Origin of the sequence: Pseudomonas sp. ME-P-057 (genome assembly GCF_030208975.1) — a bacterium.
In the GTDB taxonomy this organism is placed as follows: domain Bacteria; phylum Pseudomonadota; class Gammaproteobacteria; order Pseudomonadales; family Pseudomonadaceae; genus Aquipseudomonas; species Aquipseudomonas lutea.
The window spans coordinates 103,291-126,571 of sequence record NZ_JARVSX010000015.1; the positions used below are offsets into that span (position 1 = coordinate 103,291).

The following is a 23,281-nucleotide window of genomic DNA, read 5'->3' on the forward strand; positions in this document are numbered from 1 at the left end:
TGCCCTCACGGCCACTCAACCGTTCAGCCCATCACTTCGCTTAGCGGAATGAAGTTGAGCAGATCACCCTCTGCCACCGTCGTGCCTTCGATGATCTCGATCAGCCCGTCGGCCCACGCGGCGCTGCGCAGCACGCCCGAACTCTGATTGCGGTAGGCAACCAGCCGGCCTTGCTCGAGACGTCCACGCAGGTACTCGCGCCGCGCGCCTGGCTTGGTCCAGGTGAAGGCAGCAGGCACTTTAAACTGCAGCGGCTTGACCCCCTGCACGCCCAGACGCCTCAGCAGATAAGGCCGGGCGAGCAGCGCAAACGTCACCAGGGTCGATGCGGGATTGCCGGGAAGGCCGATTACCGGCACGCCTCGGAAGTGACCAAACGTCAGCGGTTTGCCAGGTTTGATCGCCAGCTTCCACAAGGCGATTTCGCCCTCTTCACGCAGCGCGTGACCGAGGAAGTCCGCTTCGCCGACGGACACGCCGCCGGTGGAAAGGATCAGGTCGACGCCGTTCAGGCCTGCCAGTGCAGCTCGAGTTTTCTCCAGGTTATCCGGAAGGATGCCCGCATCAATGACCTCGCAACCCAATCGGCTCAACCAGCTGCACAGCAAGACCCGGTTGCTGTTGTAGATCTGCCCCGGGCCAAGCGGCTGGCCCGGCTCAACCAATTCATCGCCGGTAGAAATCACCGCGACACGGGCACGGCGCACGACCTGCACATGGCCAAAGCCCATGGTCGCGGCCAGGCCCAATTCGATTGGACCCAGCACCGTGCCAGCCTCCAGCACCTTGTCGCCCACCGTGGTCTCCTGCCCTTTGGGTCGAATGTTCTGACCAGTACGCAGCGATTGCACAAAGCGCACGGTCTGGTCTGCCTGGACCTCGGCGTTCTCCTGCATCTCGACGCAATCGGCGCCTTGCGGAACCGGGGCGCCGGTAAAAATGCGCGCGCATGTCCCCGGCTGTAGTGGCTCGGGCGCCTGACCGGCAAAAATCCGCTGGCTGACCGGCAGCGGCTCACCGTGCCAGTCCGCCATGCGCAATGCGTAACCGTCCATGGCGCTGTTGGGCCATGGCGGCAAATCCAGGGTGGACACCAGGTCTTCAGCCAGCACTCGGCCCTGGGCGTCGGCCAGCGCGACTTCCTCGCGTTCGGTGATGGGCGCAGCCGCCGCCAGCTCCATCAATCGCTGCATGGCCTCTTCGACCGGCATCAAGGGCTTCATTTCAGGCGTGCTCATCAATCTCAACCGCGCGTCGCGCAAGGCGCGGCCTTCTTCAGGTGCGGCACGAAATTGCACGGGCGGAAGCTGTTGTTCAACTGGTCGGCGAGAATGCCGTCCCATCCGGTGCGCACCGCGTTGGTCGAGCCCGGCAGGCAGCACACCAGCGTACCGTTGGCCAGCCCGGCCAGCGCACGGGACTGAATGGTCGAGCTGCCGATGTCGGGCACGGAAATCTGCCGGAACAGCTCGCCGAAACCATCCACTTGTTTGTCGAGCAAGCAGGCGACAGCTTCGGGCGTGCTGTCACGCCCGGTGAAGCCGGTGCCGCCGGTGATCAACACCACTTGCACTTCATCGTCGGCAATCCACGTCGCGACCTGGGCGCGGATCTTGTAAAGGTCATCCTTGAGCAGCACACGCTCAATCAGACCATGACCTGCAGCGGTGAGGCGGTCGACGAACATCTGGCCGGAGGTGTCGGTTTCGAAGGTGCGCGTATCGCTGACGGTCAACACGGCGATATTCAGGGGTACGAAAGGCGTGTCTGCCTTGGCTTTCATGGCGAGGTCCGGTTGTAGAGGAAACAGGCCGGTGTTATATCACAGCACCTGTTTTGACCGCGCCTGCCGAGCTGACCATGAACGTATCCAACACCCTTGCGCCCTGCTCCATCCTGCTGCTTGCCGGCGGTCGGGGCCAGCGTATGGGCGGTCGAGACAAGGGCCTTATTGACTGGAACGGCGCGCCGTTTATCGAGCATTTGCATGGCCTGGTACGGCCGCTCACCGATGACTTGATCATCTCGTGCAACCGCAATCAGGAACGCTACGCGGACTACGCCGATCGGCTGGTGGCAGATGAGCAGCAGGATTTCCCCGGCCCCTACGCGGGTATCCGCGCCGGCCTTGGCGCCGCCAGGCACGAACTCCTGCTGGTGATGCCCTGTGACATGCCGCTGCTGGATCGCGACCTGCTCAATGACCTGCGTGCCACCGCGGCGGCGAACCCGGACCTGCCGGTCATTGTTCGCCAGGGAGAGCAATGGCAGCCGCTGCTGTGCTGCATTCCCACGGTCCATGCGAGCGTGTTCGAGGAGCATTGGCGGCAAGGTCAGCGCAGCCCGCGGCGTACGCTGGCAGCGTTGGGCGCCGTCGCGCTGCAATGCGCGGCTGATGACCGCAGGCTGGCCAATCTCAACACGCCGGATCTGTTGACCGGGATCAAGGCCTGAGCGCAACGGGCAGGTTTCATGGAACTTTGCCGTTACACTCTGCGTCAGACAAATCACTAAACAAATACCCGGAGACACAGCAATGAACCAACGGACTCTTCCTGCCGCCTTCCTGCTCGCACTGAGCCTTGCCGGCCTCGCCGGTTGCTCGTCGCCGACTGTGATCACCCTGAACGACGGCCGTGAAATCCAGGCAACCGACGCGCCGAAATACGACGAAGAGTCGGGTTTCTACGAGTTCAAACAGCTGGACGGTAAAGAGACTCGCATCAACAAAGACCAAGTGCGCACCGTTAAAGAGCTGTGATGCCAGCGAAGGACTGATCGTTTGAAACGGTCACTGTCAAAAAAACCCGCCAAATGGCGGGTTTTTTGTTTTTTGCGGACCGATGCTCCCTTCAGAAGTCCCGTTACCAGTCCAGCGTGATCCGGCTCTCGAACACTCGCTCCTGACCAGTCACCGGATCCGTAAACCGCAGGCGTTGAGCCAGCAGTTTCAGCGGGTTGTGGTAGTCGTCCACGGCGTTTTTGATGACGCTCGGATAAAACGGGTCATTGCAGATGCCGGCGCCCAGCGCCGCCATGTGAACCCGCAACTGGTGTTTTTTGCCCGTGACCGGAAACAGCGCGTAACGCCAGTGTTCGCCGCGACGCTCGCTCACCTCGACTCGGGTTTCAGTGTTCGCCGGGCCCTCGGCTTCCTGCATGCGGAAGAACGGCTCGCCGTCTACCAGGCGGCTTTTGTGTACGCAAGGAAATGTCAGGTGCGCAAGCGCCGGGGCAATCGCCTCGTAGCGTTTTTCGATCTGCCGGGTTGGAAACAAGGCCTGATAGGCAGACCGCGTCTGCTTGTTGGCGGAAAACAGCACCAGCCCTGCCGTGTGCCGGTCGATGCGGTGCAGTGGCACCAGATCGGGGTTATCCAGCGTACGGATAAGCCGGCGCAATAAAGTCTGCTCAACGTACTCCCCGGCGGGCGTCACTGGCAGAAAATGCGGTTTGTCGGCGACCACCAGATGCTCGTCGGCGTACAGAATTGCCTCCTGCACCGGGATCGGCGTTTCGTTAGGGACCTCCCTGAAATAATGAATACGCAGGCCTTCGCGGTACGCCAGATCGACCGCAATCGGCAGGCCGTTACCATCGAGCACCTTGCCTCGGACGATCCGGTCCAGCCACTGTTCGCGGCTGATCGCACTGAATCGCTCGCAAAGGCAGTCCAGGACTGTCGCCCATGAACCCGGCGGCAGGTACAAGGTGCTGGCTTGACGATCGGAGGCGGTGAAAGCGGGAGCGGACATAAACGACTCGGCTGGCTGAAGGTAACGTCGGCATTATCAACGTCAACGTTTGTTAACGCGACAGGGCAAAGGGATGAATGTGGCGATGGCTCTAGCCCGGGCCGCACGCAGGCGCGCGACGTTATGCCGCACGGAAAAACGGCGCCAGTTGTCTGACAACCACATGACTGCGCTGGATGCGTAAAATGATTTGTCCTAAAATGTTACGAAATCGGCATGCAGGCATGAATCCGAGCGGTCGCGACCTGTTCGCCCCTCGATCAAAGCCTGCCAGACCTGAACTCATAAAAAGAAAGCCCGTCATCGACGGGCTTTTTTCGTTTTCAGCGTTTGCAAGCACTTCACGTGCATGGGCCGCAGCACGCGTCGGGACCGCCGCAGACCTTGCGCCCCACGACTGCCCACCCTGAATTCGTTTCGCCACTTTTGAGGTTTTACCCATGCTTGTTCAGTTTTTCCAATGGATCAAACGACTTTCCACCGGCACGTCCAGCCAGAACGACGAAAACTATTCGCAGTCTTTTTCCAATGATGACCAAGACGTTGGACGCTGGACGTTCATGTCGCTGTTCATCGTGTTTACCCTGAGCCTGTACGTGATCGCCGGCCTGGGCTACTACGCCAAAGTGCATGTCTGGGACGGCATGACCGAGGAGCAGAAAGCCGCAGTTGCACAGGCCATGGTGGTCGACACTCAATATCTTTGATCCAGGCTGAACAGGGACCGAACCGATGTTGCGCGCGGTGATGGATTGATCGCGCGTCAGTCACGCAGAAACAGCACCACCTGATCGGTGTCGAACGGCCAGTCCAGTTCGGCACCGGTGTCTGCCCGCCTCAGCACCGGGATGCGCAGGCAATACGCCTGGTATTGCGCGTCGCTCTCGGCGATGTCGACCAACTCCACCAACAAGCCGTGCTTCACCAGCGGCATCAATTCGGCTTCGGCCACCTCGCACAGATGACACCCCAACGTTCCGAACAGCTGACATTCCGGTGGCATGGCTGGGCCCCTCTATGGCTGCGATTCCAGGGAATTGACAGGCAAGTTTAGGTCGCACCTCCACACTCGTCGAGCAACCCACCCGAGCCCCCCGGAACACAAGCATCCCTGCGCGGGCTCCAGACCCAACAAGATTGACCGTAGGAGATCCCCGTCGTCCAGGCGCCGCGCTGTCGCGCAGCAAACAGAGTCCCTGTGGGAGAGAGCGCCGTGGTGATGTTTGATGAAAGCCGGCTAGCTGCGGGCTGCGGTCAAACGAGCGCGCTGCGTCAGATGTAAAAACGCGGCCAAGACATTGCTTTCGCCAGCAAGCCGGCTCCTGCGGATTTTTCGCAACCACAGGAAACTCTGCAGCGCTGCGCAGGCGCGCATTGGCGGCGCTGACCCACACCGGCTAAACGGCTGGGCTTGTTGACGCGATTGGAATGAACCTTCAGGAATGCGCCATACTCGAAACCCCATATCGTCATCCCCTAAGGAGAAAACCATGGCTCGACCTACCGCAGAAAAAGCCCAGGACGTCTTGATGTCCGACTTCCAGACGCTGGTTGCCGATACGGAAAAACTGCTGGCCCACACGGCTTCTCTGGCCGGCGAACAGGCTGACGAGTTGCGCGAACAGATCCGCGAGAGTCTTCTGCGTGCCCGTGAAACCCTCAAGCTGACGGAAGAAACCCTTCGCGCCCGTGGCAAGGAAGCGGTGATCATCACCGAGGATTACGTGCAGAACAAGCCATGGCAATCGGTGGGCATCGCGGCTGGCGTTGGGTTCCTGCTGGGCCTGCTGGCCACAAGGCGCTAACGGTCATGACGTCGCCGACAGGTCCAACCGGGACCGATCAATCCTCTTCGCCACGGCGGCTGGGTGCGGCATTTCTGGGGCTATTGCACAGCCATGTGGAGCTGTTCGGTATCGAGCTTCAAGAACAGAAAGCCCGCACCGTCCGCCTGCTGCTTTTTGCGGGCCTGGCACTGGTTTTCGCGTTGCTGCTGCTCATCGGCCTGTCCGCGCTGTTGCTCATCCTGGTATGGGACAGCTATCGTCTTACCGGCATCATCGGACTGTGCGGGCTCTATACGCTGGCGGCATTGTTCTGTGCGATGCGCCTCAAGGCCGCTGTCTTCGATGAGTCTTCACCCTTCCACTCGACACTGGAAGAACTGGCCAACGACCGCGAGCGACTGATGCCATGAGCAATGCACCTCAATTGCCCCAGACCCACAATCGGCGTGAGCTGCGCAAGGCACTGATTCGCCTGCGCATGGAAATGCATCGGCAGGAGATCCGTCAGGAATCCTCACGGCTGATGCACCCCCTGCAACGCATGCGCGGTATGGCGTCGGACCTTCCCGGCTCGCTCGGCATCAAGCATGCGCCATTGTGGGGCGTCGGCGCCGTGACTCTGCTGGGGTTCCTGACTGGCAAAGGCACACGCAGCAAGCGCACTGGCAGCGTCACGCGCCTGATCAAATTCAGTGCAACCGTGTTGCCGCTGATCAAAATGGCTCTGCAGAACTCCTCCCGCCGCCGTTAGGCGCATTCTGGCTACATTCTTGCTATCCAACTCCGCCTTGCCCGGTAATCCACCGGGCGAGGCGGAGTGCGTGTGGGCTTGTCGTCATGGCTCCGCTAATGCACCCATTCACTCTCTATCCACCCTCACTAAGGAGGCCCCGTGTTCGATGGGCAACCGCTCGCCTGCTTTCAGCCGTTCATCGACACTGCCACCGGCCGCATTGCCGGCATTGAAGCGCTGGGCCGTTTACGCCAGGCAGACGGAAGCCTGCAGTCGGTAGGTCCACTCTTCGCAGACCCGCGGCGCCCCGCCATGCAACTACGAAGGCTCGACCGGCAGATCCGCGACAACGCCATGAGCCGTTTGCATGAGGCTCCGGTCGACTGGTTTCTGAGCCTGAACATCTCACCGCGCTGGATAAGCCGCTTGCGGCCTGACCAACCGCCCCCCAGCCTCGCACGCCTGGAAAGCTTCGGGATCGCGCCAGAACGCATCGTTTTCGAAATCACCGAACTGAGTGGCGACGATCAGCGCCTCAAAGAGGTGGTCGCCCATTACCGCAACGCCGGGGCGCGCATTGCCATCGACGATTTCGGCGCCGGTTATTCCCAGCTGGATCGGGTGCTGGCATTGCAGCCCGACATACTCAAGCTCGACATGCGTCTGTTCCAGGCGGCAGCGCGGGGCGGTCCGAGCAGCGATGTGGTCAGAGCGCTGGCGCAGATGGCCGAGAAAACCGGCTGCTGGATCATCGCCGAAGGCGTCGAGACGGAAGCCGAACTCGACTTCGCGCTGGAGTGCGGCTCGCGGTATGTGCAGGGCTATTTGTTTGCCCAGGCGCAGTTGGACTTCTTCGAGGCCGATGCCTTCGTCAATCGCTTCGCTGCACTGCGCGACTGCTACGTGATGAAAAAAGTCGCCGAGCGCGAGCGATTGATGACACTGCGCAAACACCTCACGCAGTTGATGTGTCGGCTGCAACGCTGGGCCGAGCACGACGGGGCAATAGCGGGCTTGCCCAACGGTACGGATTTTCCCTGGCTGCTGCGCTTTTACCAGTGCGACCGGCAGGGCACTCAGCTCACGCCGAATCTGGAATGGCGTAACGGCGCATGGACGGCCGACCCGAAATATCTGGGCCACAACTGGTCGTGGCGGCCCTACTTCTACCACCTGCTCGCCGAAGGCTGGCATGAGCGGCGCCTGACACTGTCGAGCACTTACCGCGACGCCACCACTAACCAGTATTGCCTGACCGCAGGGCAGTTCTTTGATAACGGTGAGCGGTTGCTTCTGATCGATGTCGACGCTGCGGGTTTTTAAGGTTCCCTCGGCGATCTTGTGCTTGCAGCGTGCCGGGCGAACCGGGAAGCTAGCGCGGTAATCACCCGACGGAGTACCGGCCTTGGATTGGCAAACCCTGCTCACCCGCGAGCGCCTTGGCAAAACCTTGCACAGCCCCGAAGAACTGGGGCGCAGCCCGTTTCACAAGGATCACGACCGGATCATTTTCTCCGGCGCCTTTCGCCGTCTCGGCCGCAAGACGCAGGTGCATCCGGTGACCAGCAACGATCACATCCACACGCGCCTGACCCACTCACTGGAGGTCAGCTGCGTCGGCCGTTCGCTGGGCATGCGCGTCGGCGAAACCCTGCGCAGCGCGCTGCCCGACTGGTGCGATCCCAGCGACCTGGGGATGGTGGTGCAGTCAGCCTGCCTGGCCCATGACATCGGCAATCCGCCCTTCGGACACTCAGGCGAAGACGCTATCCGCAACTGGTTCAAACAGGCGGCGGGCCGCGGCTGGCTGGATGCGATGAGCGAGGTCGAGCGCAACGACTTCCTGAATTTCGAAGGCAATGCCCAAGGCTTTCGCGTACTGACCCAACTGGAATATCACCAGTTCGAAGGCGGCACGCGGCTGACTTACGCCACGCTGGGCACATACCTGAAATACCCCTGGACGGCTCGCCATGCGGACTCTCTGGGCTACAAGAAGCATAAATTCGGCTGCTATCAGAGCGAACTGCCGATTCTTGAGCAAATCGCCAGCAAGCTCGGCCTGCCGCAGCTGGAGGAACAGCGCTGGGCACGGCATCCGCTGGTGTACCTGATGGAAGCTGCCGACGATATTTGTTACGCCCTCATCGACCTCGAAGACGGTCTGGAAATGGAGTTGCTCAACTACACCGAGGTCGAGTCGTTGCTGCTGGGGCTGGTGGGTGATGACTTGCCGGAAACCTACCGCCAACTGGGCCCGGGTGACTCGCGCCGCCGCAAACTGGCGATTCTGCGCGGCAAGGCCATCGAGCACCTGACCAACGCCGCCGCGCGCGCCTTCGTTGAACAGCAGGATGCGTTGCTCGCCGGTACGCTGCAGGGTGATCTGGTCGAACACATGCATGGCCCGGCCAAGCGCTGTGTGCTCAGCGCCAAAGACATGGCACGCAAGAAAATCTTTCAGGACAAACGCAAGACGCTGCACGAGATCGGCGCCTACACGACGCTGGAAATCCTGCTCAATGCCTTCTGCGGCGCCGCTTTGGAGCAGTTCGGCGGGCACGAACCATCATTCAAGAGCCGGCGCATTCTAGATCTGCTGGGTAATAACGCGCCTGATCCGTCCTGGCCGCTGCACACCTCATTTCTCAGGGTGATCGATTTCATCGCCGGTATGACCGACAGCTACGCCAGCGAAATGGCCCGTGAGATGACCGGACACTCCAGCCCCGTCTAACCCCACGACAAGCACCTTGCGCTGCCTCTGACAGCGCAGCGAATGCCCGAATCCGACGCCGGTTTCGGGCATTTCTCGTTGGGCTCTCAGCAGATCCAACAGCAACTTCGGACATTTCCTACACAACCGTCGGAATGCCCTTATCGCTGCGCACACATCACTGCCGAATAATCCGCGCCATTCCGAGCCATGGGACAACCCGACCCATTACCTCCCGAAGACATTGCTCGCGTGCCGACGCCGCCGGACATCCGGCAAGGCGGTCGCACCCATCCCCTCCTTCGCCTGGAACCGCCGATGCTCACCGAAAATTTCCGAATCCTGCTGGTTGAGGATCACCCGTTCCAACTGATCGCTCTGCAAATCCTTTTAAACAACAACGGCCTCTATCGTGTCACGCCCGCGCTGAACGCCAGCGAAGCGCTGGGCGCCATGGAGCGCAGCCCCGAGCCTTATGACCTGCTGCTGTGCGATCAGCGTCTGCCGGGCATGTGCGGGCTGGAACTGATTCAGACGGCCACCCGTCGCGGGCTGATTCAGCGCGCGATCCTGCTCAGTGGCCTGGAGGCGGCCCCTTTGGCAACGCTTGAATCCGAGGCCAGGGCGATGGGGCTTCCACTGCTGGGCTGCCTGAGCAAACCATTGAACACGCTGGAGCTGATCAGCCTGATCTCGGCTCCCGCCTGAGGCGCCTATGGTGTGTGAGGTGCGCTACCCGGATTATAAGTCCCACGTGGCAATATCGGACCGTAAAGCCATCATTGGTCATGCTCCACGGGTGGACTTAAACAGTCCGGCGGCCCATTGAAAAATCCCGGTATATTCCGATTCGAAATAAACAGCCGTATATACGCATTGTTTTACTCAACGTCGCACATTGCTTTTTATTAAACATTCATGGTCGCCGCGTGCATCAATGTACGCACATACGCTTATTCTTGTAGGACTATTCCTATATAGCGGTTCGGGCATGATCTCTTTATGGGCGCTGTTGAACATCTGGGATAAGGTGCGCGCTTTCTTGCCACTCATTATGGATTGACCATGAACTCTATTTTTATTATCGACGACCATCCGGTCATTCGAATGGCCATAAGAATGCTTCTGGAGAACGAGAATTACGAAGTGGTCGGAGAGACCGACAATGGCGTCGACGCCATGCAGATGGTCCGTGAGTGCATGCCCGACCTGATCATCCTCGACATCAGCATCCCCAAGCTGGACGGGCTCGAAGTCCTTGCCCGGTTCAACGCGATGAACCTGCCGTCCAAGATTCTCGTCCTGACCGCACAGGCCCCCAGTCTCTTTGCCATCCGTTGCATGCAGTCCGGGGCCTCCGGTTACGTGTGCAAGCAGGAAGACCTGAGCGAACTTGTCAGCTCCGTCAAAGCCGTATTATCCGGCTACAATTACTTTCCCAGTCAGGCGCTTGCCGCAACGATCAAAAAAGAAGGTGACCCCAACGAGATTGAGCGCTTCAAACTCGTCAACGACCGTGAGCTGATGGTATTGCAACTGTTTGCCCAGGGTCGCACCAACAAAGAGATAGCCAAGGGCATGTTTCTCAGCAATAAAACCGTCAGCACCTACAAAACCCGCTTGATGCAGAAACTCAAGGCCAAAACTCTGGTAGAACTTATCGAGATGGCAAAACGCAATTCGTTAGTGTGAGAAACAGGATGGCAAAGGCGTTAAAGGACTATTGGATCGCGGCGGTACTTATCTGCCTGGGCTTGGATGCCCAGGCAGACTCCCGCCCCCCGGAACGCTACACACTGCTGAGTCGCTCCAACCCGTCGCATATGGACGTGACCCTGGACCGCTCCCAATGGCAGTGGGTGCGTAACAAACGCGAGCTGATTCTGGGCACTTCTGCGCCCGACTATCCGCCTTTCGACCTGACCCTGACCGGCCGCGACTACGAAGGCTTCACTGCCGATTACGTCGGGATATTGGGCCGCGTGCTCGACCTGCCGGTCAAGGTTTTGCGTTTCGCCAGCCGCGACGAGGCCATTCTGGCGCTCAACCAGGGCGAGATCGACCTGCTGGGCAGCGCCAACGGTTACGAGGCGGCATCCAGCGGCATCGCGTTGTCCACCCCCTACGCGGTGGACCAGCCGGTGCTGGTGACCCGTACCGGCGAAACCCGGCCGCTGAACGGCGACCTCAACGGTCTGCGCCTGAGCATGGCCTATCACTATCTGCCACCTGACGTCATCGCGGCGCTCTACCCCAAGGCGCGCCTGCAGACCTTTTCATCGTTCCAGAGCGCGATCAACGCAGTCGCGTTCAATCAGGCCGACGTCTTTCTGGGCGACACCATCTCCACCCATTACGTGATCAACAAGGGCTATCTGAACAACGTGCAGATGGCCAATTTCGGCAAACATGAGGCCAACGGTTTCAGCTTCGCCGTACACGCATCGAACACGGTGCTGCTGGACATCGTCAACGGCGTGCTCAAAGGCATCCCCGTGGAAGAACGTATCGCCATTTCCAAACGCTGGGGCGCCGGCAGCGACTTGATGCTGACCGATCAAAAGCTGCAGCTCAATCAGCGGGAGGAGCGCTGGATCGCCCAGCACCCGGTCGTGCGTGTGGTGTTCAACGAGGCGTACGCGCCTCTGACGTTCTACGATGCCGCCGGTCACTTCAGCGGGGTGACGGCCGACCTGCTTGAGCTCATCCGGCTGCGAACCGGGCTGACATTCGAGGTCAGCCACGCCGCCAGCATGAACGACATGGCCAGCCAGCTCAGTCAGGGCCAGGCTGACCTTATTGCGGCGATGATCCCCAGCGACGAGCGCGAGAACCGCTTCAATTTCAGTCGGCCTTATCTGGACAACGTGTTCGTCCTGGTCACGCGCAAGGAAACCTCGGCCCCGTCCAATCTCGACCAGCTGGATGGCAAGAGAGTGGCGCTGACCCTCGGCAGCCCGATTCTGCCCTTCCTGCGTGAACATCACCCCGGCATCTATCCGGTGGAAGTGGACAACCCGGCGCAGGCACTGGACCTGCTCGCCCACGGTCGGGCAGAAGGCGCAATCACCTCACTGTTCAGCGCCAGCTACTTCCTGTCGTCACGCGGCCTGAACGACACGCTGCAAATGCGCGTCACGGTCGGTCAGGAGCCGGCGCGCATCGCCATGGCGACGTCACGCAATGCGACCGAACTGACGTCAATCCTCGACAAGGCGCTGTCGAGCATCGCGCCCGAAGACCTCGCCGCCATCAACAACCGCTGGCGCACCTACTCGCCCCGAGGCAGCGGTGCGTGGCATGACTACCAGTTGCTGATCTACCAGATCATAGGGGGCGCCGGCATCCTGCTGCTGGGCTCACTGGCCTGGAATGCCTGGATGCGCCGTCAGATCAAACAGCGTGAGCGGGCCGAGCGCGCGCTCAATGACCAGTTCGAGTTCATGAGCGCACTGGTCAACGGTACCCCTCATCCCATCTACGTGCGTGATCGCGACGGTCTGCTGAAAATCTGTAACGACAGCTACCTCGCCGCTTTTGCTGCACAGCGCGAAGACGTCATCGGCAAGAGCATTCTTGAAGGGATTCTGAGCAACAGCGAGGAAGCGCTGGGTTACGTTGATGACTACAACCGTGTCATGGCCGACAACGAGCCACTGATCCTCGACCGCTCGCTGCACATCGGCGGCCGGGAATTGACGATTTATCACTGGATCCTGCCCTTCCGCGACTCACTGGGGAAGGTTCAAGGGATCATTGGCGGCTGGATCGACATCAGTGAACGTCGCCAATTGATCGAGCAACTGCAGACGGCCAAGGACCTGGCGGACGATGCCAATCGTGCGAAAAGCACTTTCCTGGCGACCATGAGTCATGAAATCCGCACGCCGATGAACGCTGTCATCGGGATGCTCGAGCTCGCTCTGAAACGCGCCGACAATGGCCACCTCGACCGCCCGGCCATTGAGGTTGCGTACAGTTCAGCGAAGGATTTACTGGAGCTGATCGGCGATATTCTGGACATCGCGCGCATCGAGTCCGGTCGCCTGAGCCTGAGCCCCGAACGCGCCAATTTGCGGCAACTGGTTGAATCGGTCGTGCGGGTCTTCGACGGCCTGGCACGCCAGAAAAGCCTTACCTTGGCGCTGGATCTCGACCCCCGCACCAACACCGATGTGCTGATCGATCCGCTGCGCTTCAAGCAGATTCTTTCCAATGTCATCAGCAACGCCATCAAATTCACCGAACAGGGTCAGGTCCGGATCAGCCTGCAAACCGAGGCAGGACGCAGCCCTCAGCACATGACCGTGCAGGTGATCATTCACGACAGCGGGATCGGCATCACGGCCCAGGATCAGCAGCGCCTGTTTGCGCCCTTCGCCCAGGTCGACCAGTCCGGACAACTGGCACGGACCGGCGCGGGCCTCGGCCTGGTGATCTGCCGCAGCCTGTGCGAAATGATGGGCGGCACGCTGACGCTGAGCAGCCGGCCCGGAGATGGCACCCGGGTTGAGATGGTCTTCGCGCTCACCACCCTCGACCCGCTCGACACCCGCAACATCACGCCCCAGGTTGCACCACACACTGCCGAGCCGCTGCACATTCTGATTGTCGATGACCACCCGGCAAACCGCCTCCTGCTGTTCGAACAATTGTGCTTTCTGGGGCATCGCTGCGACATGGCGATACAGGGCGCCGAGGCCCTCGAACGCTGGAAGACCGAGCCCTTCGATCTGGTGATCGCAGACTGCAACATGCCGGTCATGAACGGCTATGACCTCACGAGGGCGATCCGGCAAGCGGAGCACGAGCAACCACGGCCTCGCTGCACGGTGCTGGGCTACACCGCAAACGCACAGCCGGAAGAGAAACAACGCTGTCGCGAAGCGGGCATGGACGATTGCCTGTTCAAACCCATCAGCCTGAATGCCCTTAATGACCGCCTGAGCAAAGTAAGACCATTGGCGGTCATGGCCGAGGCGCCGGCCGCCGTTGCGAATGAGGCCTTCGACCCGCACGCCATTGCCACGCTAACGGGCGGCAGGATCGACATGAACGAACGCCTGCTCGATCAACTCATTGACAGCATTCGCCAGGACCGCGCCGAGCTCGCTTCGGCCACCGGCCGGGATCAGTTGAAAGACGTCGGCCACAAAGTGCGTGGTGCAGCCAACATCATCTGCGCGACAGCCGTCATCCAAGAGTGCGAAGCGCTTGAGGCCGCATGCGACGCCGAGGCTTCGGACGAAGACATCGGCAAGCGGCAGGTGGCACTTGAGCGCGCCATGACCACGCTGGAGCTGGCGCTGAGTGCCTATCGTGCGACAACCTCCGTGCCTCGAACAGGACCGCTGCCATGAAGCTGATCCCCATGAACCCTGCTGAATTTGAAGTATTTGCCCAACGGTCGGTTGCCGGATACGCCAGGGATATTGCTCGTACCTACACGCTGCACGACGTTGTCGCCTGCGAAAGCGCCCGGGCAGATTTCGATGACCTGTTGACGCACGGCCTGGACACCGACGGGCATTGGTTCTGCCGGTTATGCGTGGGTGCAGGCCTCGAAGTGGGCAGCCTCTGGATGGGCATCGTGGCGTCGCCGCCGTTGCCTGTACGACTGTTCATCTATGACCTGGAGATTCATGAGCCTTTCAGGCGTCAGGGCCTGGGCAGGGAAGCGCTTGAGGTCGTTGAGGCGTGGGCCCTGGAGCGCGGGATTCGTCGTCTGGAGCTCAGCGTGTTTTCGGACAACGTCGCCGCTCGAAAGCTCTACGAAACCGTCGGGATGCAGGCACGGGAAATAACCTTGTCCAAGGCGTTATAGCCGGTTTTTCTGGGCGCTAAGCCGGCCCGGTTGCAGCGTCCACGCTGCCATAAGGCGCCAGGTGCTCACTCAGGTACTTGAGCAGGATGCTGACCTTGGGCAGGGCTTCCCGGGTTTTGAGCCAGACCAGGTTCATGGGCAGTCCGTCGGTGGCCAGCTCCGGCAACACCTCAACCAGCCGTCCTTCGTTGAGGTGAGTCTGGACCAGCCAGGTGGGCAACTGCGCGATGCCATGCCCGGCAATGGTCGCCGACACTTCACCTTCCCCGTCGCCCACCGCAATACGGGGATGAATGATGCGCCGCTCCCGGTCCCCAGGCTGTCGCCCGCGAAAATACCACGGGCCGACCTGCCCGTCGGATTGCCCGTAAGCGATGCAATGGTGGTGCTCGAGGTCGGCATCGGTGGTGGGCTGACCGTGCTCGGCGATGTAACCGGGCGCAGCACAAAAAACCAGCCGCTGAGCGCCGATGAAGCGATGACCGAGCCCCGCAGCCCAGGCATCAGCGCCGCCGATACGAACCACAATGTCGATACCTTCGTGTACGGGATCAATGAACCGGTCGGAAAAGGAAATATGCGGCTGCAGCAACGGGTATTGCTTCACGAAGTTAAGGATCAGCGGCAGCACGTGGAGACGTCCGTATGACGCAGGCAAATCAATGCGCACCCGGCCGTGGGGTTCGTGGCGTTCCGATGCCAATGCCAGTTCCGCTTCTTCGAGGTCGGCCAGTACGCCGCTGCAAGTGGAGTAAAACTTCACCCCGGCTTCGGTCAGAGACAAGCGCCGCGTGGTGCGGCTGAACAGGCGCTGGCCCAGGCGCTGCTCCAGACGGGCGATGCCTTTGCTGACGGCCGACGCGGTCAGGTTCAGCTTCATGGCTGCACTGGCAAAACTGCCGGAATCAGCGACGGCCACGAACACATCTATGCCCTTGAGACGTTCAGAGGAGAACATGGCAACTACCATTCAGGAATTCAGTTCGCGAGAGTAAGTCATTTATGTCGCGGATGAGAAAGCAAATCTTCAATAGGCTATGGCAAAGTCTTTGGAGTTAACCTATGCCACCTTCCACCTCCGCCACGGCGTCGCAGCCTGCTGCTGCATCCCGTTCAGGTGTCCAGATTCTGATCATGGCGATCGCCGCGTTCATAATCGTCACCACTGAATTCCTCATCGTCGGATTGCTCCCGGCCATGGCCCATGACCTTGGCGTGTCGATCGCGGTGGCAGGCCAGGTCGTCACGTTGTTCGCCTTCACTGTCATGTTGTTCGGGCCGTTCCTCACGGCAAAACTGGCAGGCGTGGAACGCAAGAAGCTGTTCACGATCATCCTGCTGGTGTTTGCGGCGTCCAACGTGCTGGCGGCGCTGTCCACCAACATCTGGGTCATGGCCCTCGCGCGCTTCATTCCGGCACTAGGCTTGCCGGTGTTCTGGGGCACGGCCAGCGAAACGGCCGGGCAGCTCGCAGCGCCCGGCAAATCGGGTCAGGCGGTGTCGCGGGTGTATCTCGGTATCTCCGCCGCCCTGGTCTTCGGCGTGCCGCTGGGCACCGTGGCCGCCGACACCCTTGGCTGGCGCGGCAGTTTCTGGGTGCTGGCCGTTATCTCACTGGTGATCGCGGTCCTGATGCAACTGTGCATGCCAACCCTGCCCTCGTCACCGGCCAAGCAAGGTGAAAAGCAGACGGACATCCTCAAGCAGCCGCGCTTCCTCGCCCACATCGCGCTGTCGGTGCTCGCGTTTACCGCAATGTTTACGGCTTACACCTACCTGGCGGACATCCTGCAGACCCTGGCCGGCGTGCCGACCAACCAGGTGGGCTGGTGGCTGATGGGCTTCGGCGCCGTCGGCATGATCGGCAACCACTGGGGCGGCGCACTGGTCGACCGCAGCCCGCTGGGTGCAATGGTGCTGTTTCTGGTCATTCTGAGCATCGGCATGGCCGCCGCCATTCCGCTGGCCACAGAGCATGTCTGGCTGATCGCCGCGCTGGTCCTGTGGGGCATCGCCTACACCGCGCTGTTCCCGGTGTGCCAAGTGCGCGTGATGCAGGCAGGCGCCAAGGCCCAGGCACTGGCGGCGACGATGAATATCTCGGCGGCCAATGCCGGTATTGGCCTGGGGGCAATTTTCGGCGGGCTGGGCATCGGCCACTTCGGCCTGGGGTCGTTGGGTTGGGTAGCGACTGCAATCGCCGTCGTGGCGATCCTGGTTGCCTTGTTGATGATGCGTAACCGCCAAACTGCTGCGCGGTGAAAACCCGAGGCACATGTCGGCTTGCGGCAGTCGGGCCAACGGGCGGGCGACGAAGCAGGCAGGGCGGCTACTAAGCTGGTAGACTGCGCCCCGAAATTACTCAAGAGGAATGCTTCAATGGCCACTAATCGCTCCCGTCGTCTGCGCAAAAAGCTCTGTGTCGACGAGTTTCAGGAATTGGGCTTCGAGCTGAACCTGGAATTCAAAGAGGACCTGAGTGACGAGGCAATCGACGCATTCCTCGACGCGTTCCTGACAGAAGCCATGGACGGTAACGGCCTGGACTACGTTGGCGGCGACGACTTCGGTCTGGTCTGCAAGGCTGATCGTGGTTCGGTCACCGAAGAGCAGCGCGCTGCTGTCGAGGCTTGGCTGAACGGCCGTGACGAGCTGACCAAGGTAACTGTCAGCCCTCTGCTGGACGCCTGGTACCCCGAAACGCCGATCAACGCGGCCAGCTGATCAGCAGGCGGTCTCCCGCCACGCTGATACCCAAAGAAGCCACCCTGAAGGGTGGTTTTTTTTTGCCTGCGATCTTGTTCTCTGCCATGAAGATTGGCCCAACAACGCAAAGCGACGCAGGCGTGACCGGGTCAGTTATGAGCACCCGGCGCAGGAATTTGACGGTTTAACGTGACATTGAATGGACATGAGCAAAAAATAGCGCCGTTTGACGGCAGTAACCCGGCGCAAGTCACCAAAGCTTGGGGCATAATGCCGCTTTACCGAAGGCCAGTGTCACGCCCGGCCCACGGGCATTTTCTGGTCTTGTGTTCACACTGCGAGGGAATTCATCCCCTCTTCATCTCGTTATCAGTGCAGTAGGGTTTATTGAATGATCAAGTCTTTGCGTCCGTTGTTGATGGCCACCCTGCTCTTTCCCCTTTCGTTCTCTATCGCCGCCGCCCCGATCAACACTGCCTTGCCACCCAAGGTCCAGGCAGCACTCAAAGCCAGCAAACTGCAGAATGATGCGCTGTCGCTGGTGATGCTGCCGGTCAGCGGACCGGGCACGCCGACGGTGTTCAATGCCGACGTTTCGGTCAATCCGGCGTCCACCATGAAGCTGGTGACGACTTACGCGGCCCTTGAAATGCTTGGCCCTACCCACCAGTGGAAAACCGAGTTCTACACCGACGGCACCCTCAGCAACGGCGTGCTGCGCGGCAACCTTTACCTGAAAGGCGGCGGCGACCCCAAGCTGAACATGGAACGCCTCTGGCTGTTGATGCGAGACCTGCGCGCCAATGGCGTGCAGCAAGTCACCGGTGATCTGGTGCTCGACCGCAGCCATTTCGTGCAGCCGCAATTGCCGGTCTTCGATGACGACGGCAACGACAAGAACAAACCATTCCTGGTCCGCCCGGACTCGTTGATGGTCAACCTCAAGGCCCTGCGCTTCATCACCCGCAACGACGGCGGCAAGATTCTGATCTCGGTTGAGCCGCCCATCGCGGCCATCCACATCAATAACCAGGTCAAGGCGTTGTCGTCGAACAAGTGTACCGGCGATGTGCTGTACAACCCGGTCCCGGAAGCCGACGGCGGCATTAGCGTGACCGTTACAGGTCAGTTGGGCGATGGCTGTAATTCTCAGACGTACTTGTCGCTGCTTGACCACCCGACCTATACGGCAGGCGCCGTGCGGGCCATCTGGCAGGAACTGGGCGGGAGCATTCTTGGCAAGGACCGGCTGGACGTCACTCCGGGCAGCGCCAAGCTGCTGGCGAGAGCGTTTTCTCCGGACCTGGCCGAGATCATTCGCGACATCAACAAATTCAGTAACAACACCATGGCGCAGCAGTTATTCCTGAGCCTGGGCGCGGAGTTCCGCAACGAAGCGGACGGCGATGACGCCAAGGCAGCGCAGCGCGTGGTGCGCCAGTGGCTGGCGAAAAAAGGCATCATTGCGACCCATCTGGTCATGGAGAACGGCTCTGGCCTGTCCCGCGCCGAACGGGTCAGTGCGCGCGAGATGGCGCAGATGCTCCAGGCCGCCTGGAACAGCCCGTATCAGGCAGAATTCATGAGTTCGATGCCGCTGGCGGGCATGGACGGCACCATGCGCAAGCGCCTCAAGAGTACGGCGCTGCGGGGTCAGGCCCACATCAAGACCGGCACGCTGAACACGGTTCGCGCGATCTCCGGGTTCAGCCGTGACAGCAACGGCAACACCTGGGTGGTGGTCGCGATTCTCAACGACCCGCGTCCGTGGGGCGCGTCCTCGGTGCTCGATGAGGTGCTGGTCAGTCTGTACAACCAGCCGAAACTGCAGAACACGGCTATTTCCCTGCAGCAGTAACGCTCGGCGCCGCAGGTGCGAGTCGCCCAACGGCTTGCACTCGCGTCGATCGGTGCACGCCGCCCTCGTTGTTCGCTACCAGCTTTGTCCCAGCCCGAGCAGGCCCAGAATCTGCCTGCGCAGATCGACCAGGTAGGAGTCATCGCGATGCCGAGGGTACGGCCGGTCGATCGTCAATTCGGCTTTGATCTGCGCCGGCCGGTCGCTGAACACGATGACGCGATTGGCGAGCAACAGCGCCTCCTCGACATCGTGAGTGACCAGCAGCGCGGTGTAACCCTGGCGCTGCCACAGATCAATCAGCTCCTGCTGCATGGCAATCCGGGTCAGAGAATCAAGCTTGCCCAGTGGCTCATCAAGGATCAGCAGCCGTGGCTCGTTGACCAGGGCCCGTGCCAGCGCCACTCGCTGCGCCATCCCGCCCGACAGCTGTCGCGGGTAGGCTCGGGCGAACTGGCTCAGGCCCACTTTCGCCAGCGCTTCATCGACCTTGCCCCGGGTGGTTTTCAGCAACCCCCGGGCTTCGAGGCCCAAGGCCACGTTGTCCCAGACCCGGCGCCATGGGTACAGCGTCGGGTCCTGAAACACCGCCACGCGAGTCGGATCAGGCCCGGTGATCGCTTCGCCATCCGCCAGCAAAGCTCCACTGTCCGCCCTCTCAAGCCCTGCGACCAGACGCAGCAGGGTTGATTTGCCGCAACCCGAAGGCCCCAGCAGCGCGACGAACTCTCCTGGTTCGACGGCCAGCGACACGTGCTCCAGCACCGGCAACCGGTGACCCTCAAGTACGAAGCCGTGGCTCAGGTTATCGATGCGCAGCGCCAGGCCACGAGTGGACTCAACGCTTTCTGCTATCCCTGCACTTACCATTTCATCGCTCCTTGTTGCCACGCCAGCAGACGGTCACGCACCAGAAACAGCGCTGAAATCAGCCCCGAACACGCCAGCGCCATGATCAACAACGCCGCGTACATGTTGGCGTACGCCGCCCAGCCTTGCGCCCATTGCAGATACCAGCCGATTCCCGACTTGACGCCCATCATCTCCGCCACCACCAGTGTTGAAAACGACGCGCCGAGGCCCATGAACAAGCCCACGAACACATGAGGCAGCGCGGCGGGGATCGCCACTTTGAAGATCAGAAAACGCTGATTGGCACCCAGGGTACGCGCTACGTCGTAGTAGGCCTTGTCGACGCTCGCCACCCCTGACCAGGTCAGCACCGTGACCGGAAACCAGGTCGCCAGAGCAATGAGAAAAACGCTGGCGCTCCAGCTGCTGGGAAAAAGGAAAAAGCACAGCGGCAGCAAGGCGGTGGACGGCACCGGCCCCAGGATGCGCAAAACCGGATGCAGCCAGTAGCCGATACTGCGCGACCAGCCGATGGCGACGCCGGCAATGAACCCCGTCAACGCACCGAGCGCTACGCCACTGCCCAATAGGATGGCCGAGTGAAACAGGCTGTCGGCGAGGCGCCGCCAGTCATCCACGTAAACGTCCAGCAACGCCTGGGGCGGGGCGAAGAACGGCACCGGCAGCCAGGCGAGTTTGGCGGTAAGCAGCTCCCAGACGGACAGCAGAAGCGGCAGGGCAATCAGCCACGGCCCGAGTCTGGCGGTACGCACCGCCAACGGACGGGACCAGCGCCTGAGGATCACGGCGAGCACAATCAGCCCGGTCACGATCAGGCAAAGATTGGCCAGGCCCTGGGTCATCGGCCAGCTGCGCGATGCGTTGGGCACGTACACAACCAGCAACGCGGTCGCCAGCCAGAACGCTGCAGCCAGCAGCCCCTGTAACCAAAACGGGTTTGCCGGGGTGTTCAACCGCTCCAGGTCGGCCGTCATCTCAATTGAAGACATTGGCAGTGATCTCCGCAGCAAAGGCATCGGCATCGGTGCTTTGACGAATGACTTCGACAGTCTTCAGATCGCGCACGTAGGTGGCGATTTCTGCGGTCAACGCTGCGCCGACCGCATGATGGCCGTGGGTGTGGTCATGCAGAATCGCAACCACTTCCTCCGTTGTGGTGTTGAGGGCGTAGGCCTGGAACCCTTTGGCCACCTCTTCCGGGTGCGTTACCGAATAGTCATGGGCCTCCAGAATGGCCTGGGTCAGCGCGGCCACGACACGCTTGTCATCACGGGCCAGCTTGCCGGTGACCCCGACCACGCAGCAGCTGAGATTGGCGTAGTCTTCCACGAGATTGGACGACAGTTCGCGCGCCTTGCCGGCTTTGATCAGCCGGTACATGAACGGGTCGCTTCCGCTCACGGCCTGGACCTCGCCCCGCTCCAGCGCGGTGCCCAGCAGGTCGGCCGGATACAGCCGCCACTCCACATCGCGAACCGGGTCAACGCCATGTTTCTTCAGCAAAATGGAGAAGAAGTTCCGGTCCGGGCTCGCCATATCGGTGACACCGATGGCCTTGCCTTTGAGGTCCTCCAGCCTGTTGACCGGGCCGTCCGCTGCGCTGAGCAAACGCAAACACCCGCCATGGGTGCCGGCGGTCAGCTTGACGTCGAACCCCTGTTCGAGCGCCTTGAGCCAACGCAGCGCCATACCGATGCCGGCATCAGCTTTGCCTGTTGCAATCGCTTCCAGCAGCACTTCAGTGGAGTTGCCGAAGTTGACCAGCTCGACCTCCAGATTGTGCTTTTTGAAGAAGCCCTGGCCGTGGGCGATCACCACCGGCGCCAGGCAGACCGCGTTCAGATTGATTGCAAGCTTCAGCGAGCGCGGTTGATCGAGGCGGATGAATTGCCCGGTGCCCGCCGGCTCTGCTGCAGGATCACCGCCCTGCCCGGCATGGTCTGCGTGTTCGTCAGCGGCCCAGAGGACGCGGGGTAACGACACCAGCAGTGGCGAAGCCAGCGCAGCCCCTGCGATGCCCAGCACGCGCCGTCGGCTTAATTGATCAAAACGGGCCATGGTGTTCCCTTACCGAATGAGTGAAATGACAGTCAGCAACGACGGCTTAATAACCAAAAACCCGGGTAAGTCTGACTTTTTAAAACCCTAACACTCACGCGATAATTAACTAAATTCATTTTTATTCTATTCCACTATGCAAGTGTTCTATGTAATCGCTCAGTGCAAATGGTTGCCTGCTTGAGCCCGCCGTGTCCAATGCGCGTGGCGAGAACCGCACAATCGAGAAGAGCGTGCTCGCGAAGTCATGGTCACTGACGCCGATGTCATCCACCGCTCTCAAGACTGGCGTTATGCTGAGAGCTCGCCCCTCACAGGATCTCTGCTCTCAATGAACATCCATAAGCGTCAACCTTTGCGTCGCACCCTTCTGATGTCGGCCCTGCTGGGCACCCTGCTGGCAAGCGCATTGCCCGCCTGCGCGGAGGATGGCAAGCCCATGCGCGTGCGCGGCACAATCACGGCGGTCGACGGTGACGCGTTGAAAATCCACAGCAACCGTGGCGAAGATCTGCAGGTGGCCGTGACCCCGAACACGCAGATTCGCGGCGTAACCCTGGCGCAGGTGTCGGAAATCAAACCGGGCAGCTACATCGGTTCCGCGGCGGTGCCGTTGCCGGATGGCTCGTTGAAAGCACTGGAGGTCCATGTGTTTCCGCCAGAGATGGCAGGCACGGGCGACGGCCATCGCGCATTCGACCTGACGCCGGACAGCACAATGACCAATGGCTCGGTGGGTGATCTCGTCGCCAGCAACGGGCGCACGATCACCGTCAATTACAAGGGCGGGCAGAAGACCATCGTCATTCCCGATGACGTACCGATCGTCAATCTGGTGCCGGGTGATCGAGGGCTGCTCAAGCCAGGCGTGAAAGTGGTCCTGCAGGCGCAGAAAGCATCCGACAGCACGCTGACCGCGCTGTCGGTTTCTGCCGGAGAAAATGGCGTGACACCGCCCATGTGAAGCACGT

At 60.9% G+C, this 23,281-nt stretch carries 25 protein-coding genes; 16 read left to right on the forward strand and 9 right to left on the reverse strand.

Annotated elements, in window-relative coordinates:
• Positions 1-23: 23 nt before the first annotated feature.
• Both QRN48_RS08245 and moaB read right to left on the reverse strand, forming a co-directional pair.
• Entirely contained in the window at positions 24-1,238 is a 1,215-nt protein-coding gene (locus tag QRN48_RS08245; RefSeq protein WP_191943545.1) for a molybdopterin molybdotransferase MoeA, read from the reverse strand.
• Positions 1,239-1,243: 5 nt separating this feature from the next.
• The gene (gene moaB, locus QRN48_RS08250) at positions 1,244-1,783 is read right to left on the reverse strand and encodes a molybdenum cofactor biosynthesis protein B (RefSeq protein ID WP_037010919.1); all 540 of its coding nucleotides are present in this window, start codon (positions 1,781-1,783) and stop codon (positions 1,244-1,246) included.
• A gap of 77 nt (positions 1,784-1,860) precedes the next feature.
• Between moaB and mobA the strand changes: the two genes are divergently transcribed.
• Complete coding sequence (mobA, locus tag QRN48_RS08255; RefSeq protein WP_191943546.1) at positions 1,861-2,454, forward strand: molybdenum cofactor guanylyltransferase MobA; 594 nt, start codon at positions 1,861-1,863, stop codon at positions 2,452-2,454.
• A gap of 82 nt (positions 2,455-2,536) precedes the next feature.
• On the forward strand, positions 2,537-2,761 hold the full coding sequence (locus tag QRN48_RS08260; protein ID WP_037010921.1) for a YgdI/YgdR family lipoprotein: 225 nt from the start codon (positions 2,537-2,539) through the stop codon (positions 2,759-2,761).
• Positions 2,762-2,864: 103 nt separating this feature from the next.
• Here the strand turns inward: QRN48_RS08260 and QRN48_RS08265 are convergent, their stop codons facing one another.
• Complete coding sequence (locus tag QRN48_RS08265) at positions 2,865-3,755, reverse strand: pseudouridine synthase (RefSeq protein ID WP_285349974.1); 891 nt, start codon at positions 3,753-3,755, stop codon at positions 2,865-2,867.
• Between the two features lie 121 nt (positions 3,756-3,876).
• A complete protein-coding gene (locus QRN48_RS08270) occupies positions 3,877-4,197 on the reverse strand; it encodes a hypothetical protein (RefSeq protein ID WP_191943548.1) in 321 nt (106 codons plus the stop codon).
• Between QRN48_RS08270 and QRN48_RS08275 the strand changes: the two genes are divergently transcribed.
• On the forward strand, positions 4,196-4,462 hold the full coding sequence (locus tag QRN48_RS08275; protein WP_191943549.1) for a hypothetical protein: 267 nt from the start codon (positions 4,196-4,198) through the stop codon (positions 4,460-4,462). The two genes, QRN48_RS08270 and QRN48_RS08275, sit on opposite strands and share 2 nt — an antisense overlap.
• Before the next feature lie 56 nt (positions 4,463-4,518).
• Here the strand turns inward: QRN48_RS08275 and QRN48_RS08280 are convergent, their stop codons facing one another.
• The gene (locus tag QRN48_RS08280) at positions 4,519-4,758 is read right to left on the reverse strand and encodes a glutaredoxin family protein (protein ID WP_191943550.1); all 240 of its coding nucleotides are present in this window, start codon (positions 4,756-4,758) and stop codon (positions 4,519-4,521) included.
• 487 nt (positions 4,759-5,245) lie between these two features.
• Between QRN48_RS08280 and QRN48_RS08285 the strand changes: the two genes are divergently transcribed.
• From QRN48_RS08285 to QRN48_RS08325, 9 genes are all read left to right on the forward strand, one after another.
• The gene (locus QRN48_RS08285) at positions 5,246-5,560 is read left to right on the forward strand and encodes an ElaB/YgaM/YqjD family protein (RefSeq protein WP_037010926.1); all 315 of its coding nucleotides are present in this window, start codon (positions 5,246-5,248) and stop codon (positions 5,558-5,560) included.
• Positions 5,561-5,565: 5 nt separating this feature from the next.
• Positions 5,566-5,952, forward strand: coding sequence for a phage holin family protein (locus QRN48_RS08290; protein WP_037010928.1), 387 nt, complete (start codon positions 5,566-5,568; stop codon positions 5,950-5,952).
• Positions 5,949-6,293 carry a hypothetical protein gene (locus tag QRN48_RS08295; protein WP_037010930.1) on the forward strand — a complete coding sequence of 115 codons (345 nt, stop codon included), beginning with the start codon at positions 5,949-5,951 and terminating at the stop codon, positions 6,291-6,293. The genes QRN48_RS08290 and QRN48_RS08295 overlap by 4 nt, the downstream gene beginning before the upstream one ends.
• A 141-nt stretch (positions 6,294-6,434) precedes the next feature.
• Positions 6,435-7,598 carry an EAL domain-containing protein gene (locus tag QRN48_RS08300; RefSeq protein WP_191943551.1) on the forward strand — a complete coding sequence of 388 codons (1,164 nt, stop codon included), beginning with the start codon at positions 6,435-6,437 and terminating at the stop codon, positions 7,596-7,598.
• 82 nt (positions 7,599-7,680) lie between these two features.
• A complete protein-coding gene (locus QRN48_RS08305; protein WP_037010936.1) occupies positions 7,681-9,012 on the forward strand; it encodes a deoxyguanosinetriphosphate triphosphohydrolase in 1,332 nt (443 codons plus the stop codon).
• 297 nt (positions 9,013-9,309) lie between these two features.
• Complete coding sequence (locus tag QRN48_RS08310; RefSeq protein WP_037010937.1) at positions 9,310-9,699, forward strand: response regulator; 390 nt, start codon at positions 9,310-9,312, stop codon at positions 9,697-9,699.
• Positions 9,700-10,056: 357 nt separating this feature from the next.
• Entirely contained in the window at positions 10,057-10,683 is a 627-nt protein-coding gene (locus QRN48_RS08315; RefSeq protein WP_037010938.1) for a response regulator transcription factor, read from the forward strand.
• 8 nt (positions 10,684-10,691) lie between these two features.
• Entirely contained in the window at positions 10,692-14,351 is a 3,660-nt protein-coding gene (locus tag QRN48_RS08320) for a transporter substrate-binding domain-containing protein (RefSeq protein WP_285349982.1), read from the forward strand.
• On the forward strand, positions 14,348-14,815 hold the full coding sequence (locus QRN48_RS08325; protein ID WP_285349983.1) for a GNAT family N-acetyltransferase: 468 nt from the start codon (positions 14,348-14,350) through the stop codon (positions 14,813-14,815). Before QRN48_RS08320 ends, QRN48_RS08325 begins: the two co-directional genes overlap by 4 nt.
• 16 nt (positions 14,816-14,831) lie before the next feature.
• On the opposite strand, the gene QRN48_RS08330 is transcribed toward QRN48_RS08325, so the two are convergent.
• On the reverse strand, positions 14,832-15,773 hold the full coding sequence (locus QRN48_RS08330; protein WP_285349985.1) for a LysR family transcriptional regulator: 942 nt from the start codon (positions 15,771-15,773) through the stop codon (positions 14,832-14,834).
• Between the two features lie 104 nt (positions 15,774-15,877).
• Between QRN48_RS08330 and QRN48_RS08335 the strand changes: the two genes are divergently transcribed.
• From QRN48_RS08335 to dacB, 3 genes are all read left to right on the forward strand, one after another.
• On the forward strand, positions 15,878-17,077 hold the full coding sequence (locus QRN48_RS08335) for an MFS transporter (protein ID WP_285349987.1): 1,200 nt from the start codon (positions 15,878-15,880) through the stop codon (positions 17,075-17,077).
• Between the two features lie 117 nt (positions 17,078-17,194).
• Positions 17,195-17,539 (forward strand): YggL family protein, encoded by a 345-nt coding sequence (locus QRN48_RS08340; RefSeq protein WP_037010941.1) that lies wholly within the window; start codon positions 17,195-17,197, stop codon positions 17,537-17,539.
• Between the two features lie 373 nt (positions 17,540-17,912).
• Positions 17,913-19,379, forward strand: a complete 1,467-nt coding sequence (dacB, locus tag QRN48_RS08345) for a D-alanyl-D-alanine carboxypeptidase/D-alanyl-D-alanine endopeptidase (protein WP_037010942.1) — start codon at positions 17,913-17,915, stop codon at positions 19,377-19,379.
• A gap of 75 nt (positions 19,380-19,454) precedes the next feature.
• On the opposite strand, the gene QRN48_RS08350 is transcribed toward dacB, so the two are convergent.
• From QRN48_RS08350 to QRN48_RS08360, 3 genes are read right to left on the reverse strand one after another with little or no spacing between them, the layout of a single operon-like run.
• A complete protein-coding gene (locus QRN48_RS08350; protein ID WP_285349990.1) occupies positions 19,455-20,249 on the reverse strand; it encodes an ABC transporter ATP-binding protein in 795 nt (264 codons plus the stop codon).
• Entirely contained in the window at positions 20,243-21,241 is a 999-nt protein-coding gene (locus QRN48_RS08355; RefSeq protein WP_285349991.1) for an ABC transporter permease, read from the reverse strand. Before QRN48_RS08355 ends, QRN48_RS08350 begins: the two co-directional genes overlap by 7 nt.
• Positions 21,228-22,310 (reverse strand): ABC transporter substrate-binding protein, encoded by a 1,083-nt coding sequence (locus QRN48_RS08360; protein ID WP_285349993.1) that lies wholly within the window; start codon positions 22,308-22,310, stop codon positions 21,228-21,230. Before QRN48_RS08360 ends, QRN48_RS08355 begins: the two co-directional genes overlap by 14 nt.
• 331 nt (positions 22,311-22,641) lie before the next feature.
• Here QRN48_RS08360 and QRN48_RS08365 point away from each other — a divergent pair, with 331 nt between their 5' ends.
• Positions 22,642-23,274: a DUF5666 domain-containing protein gene (locus QRN48_RS08365; RefSeq protein WP_502944584.1), complete on the forward strand. Its 633-nt coding sequence runs from the start codon at positions 22,642-22,644 to the stop codon at positions 23,272-23,274.
• The last annotated feature ends 7 nt before the right edge of the window (positions 23,275-23,281 follow it).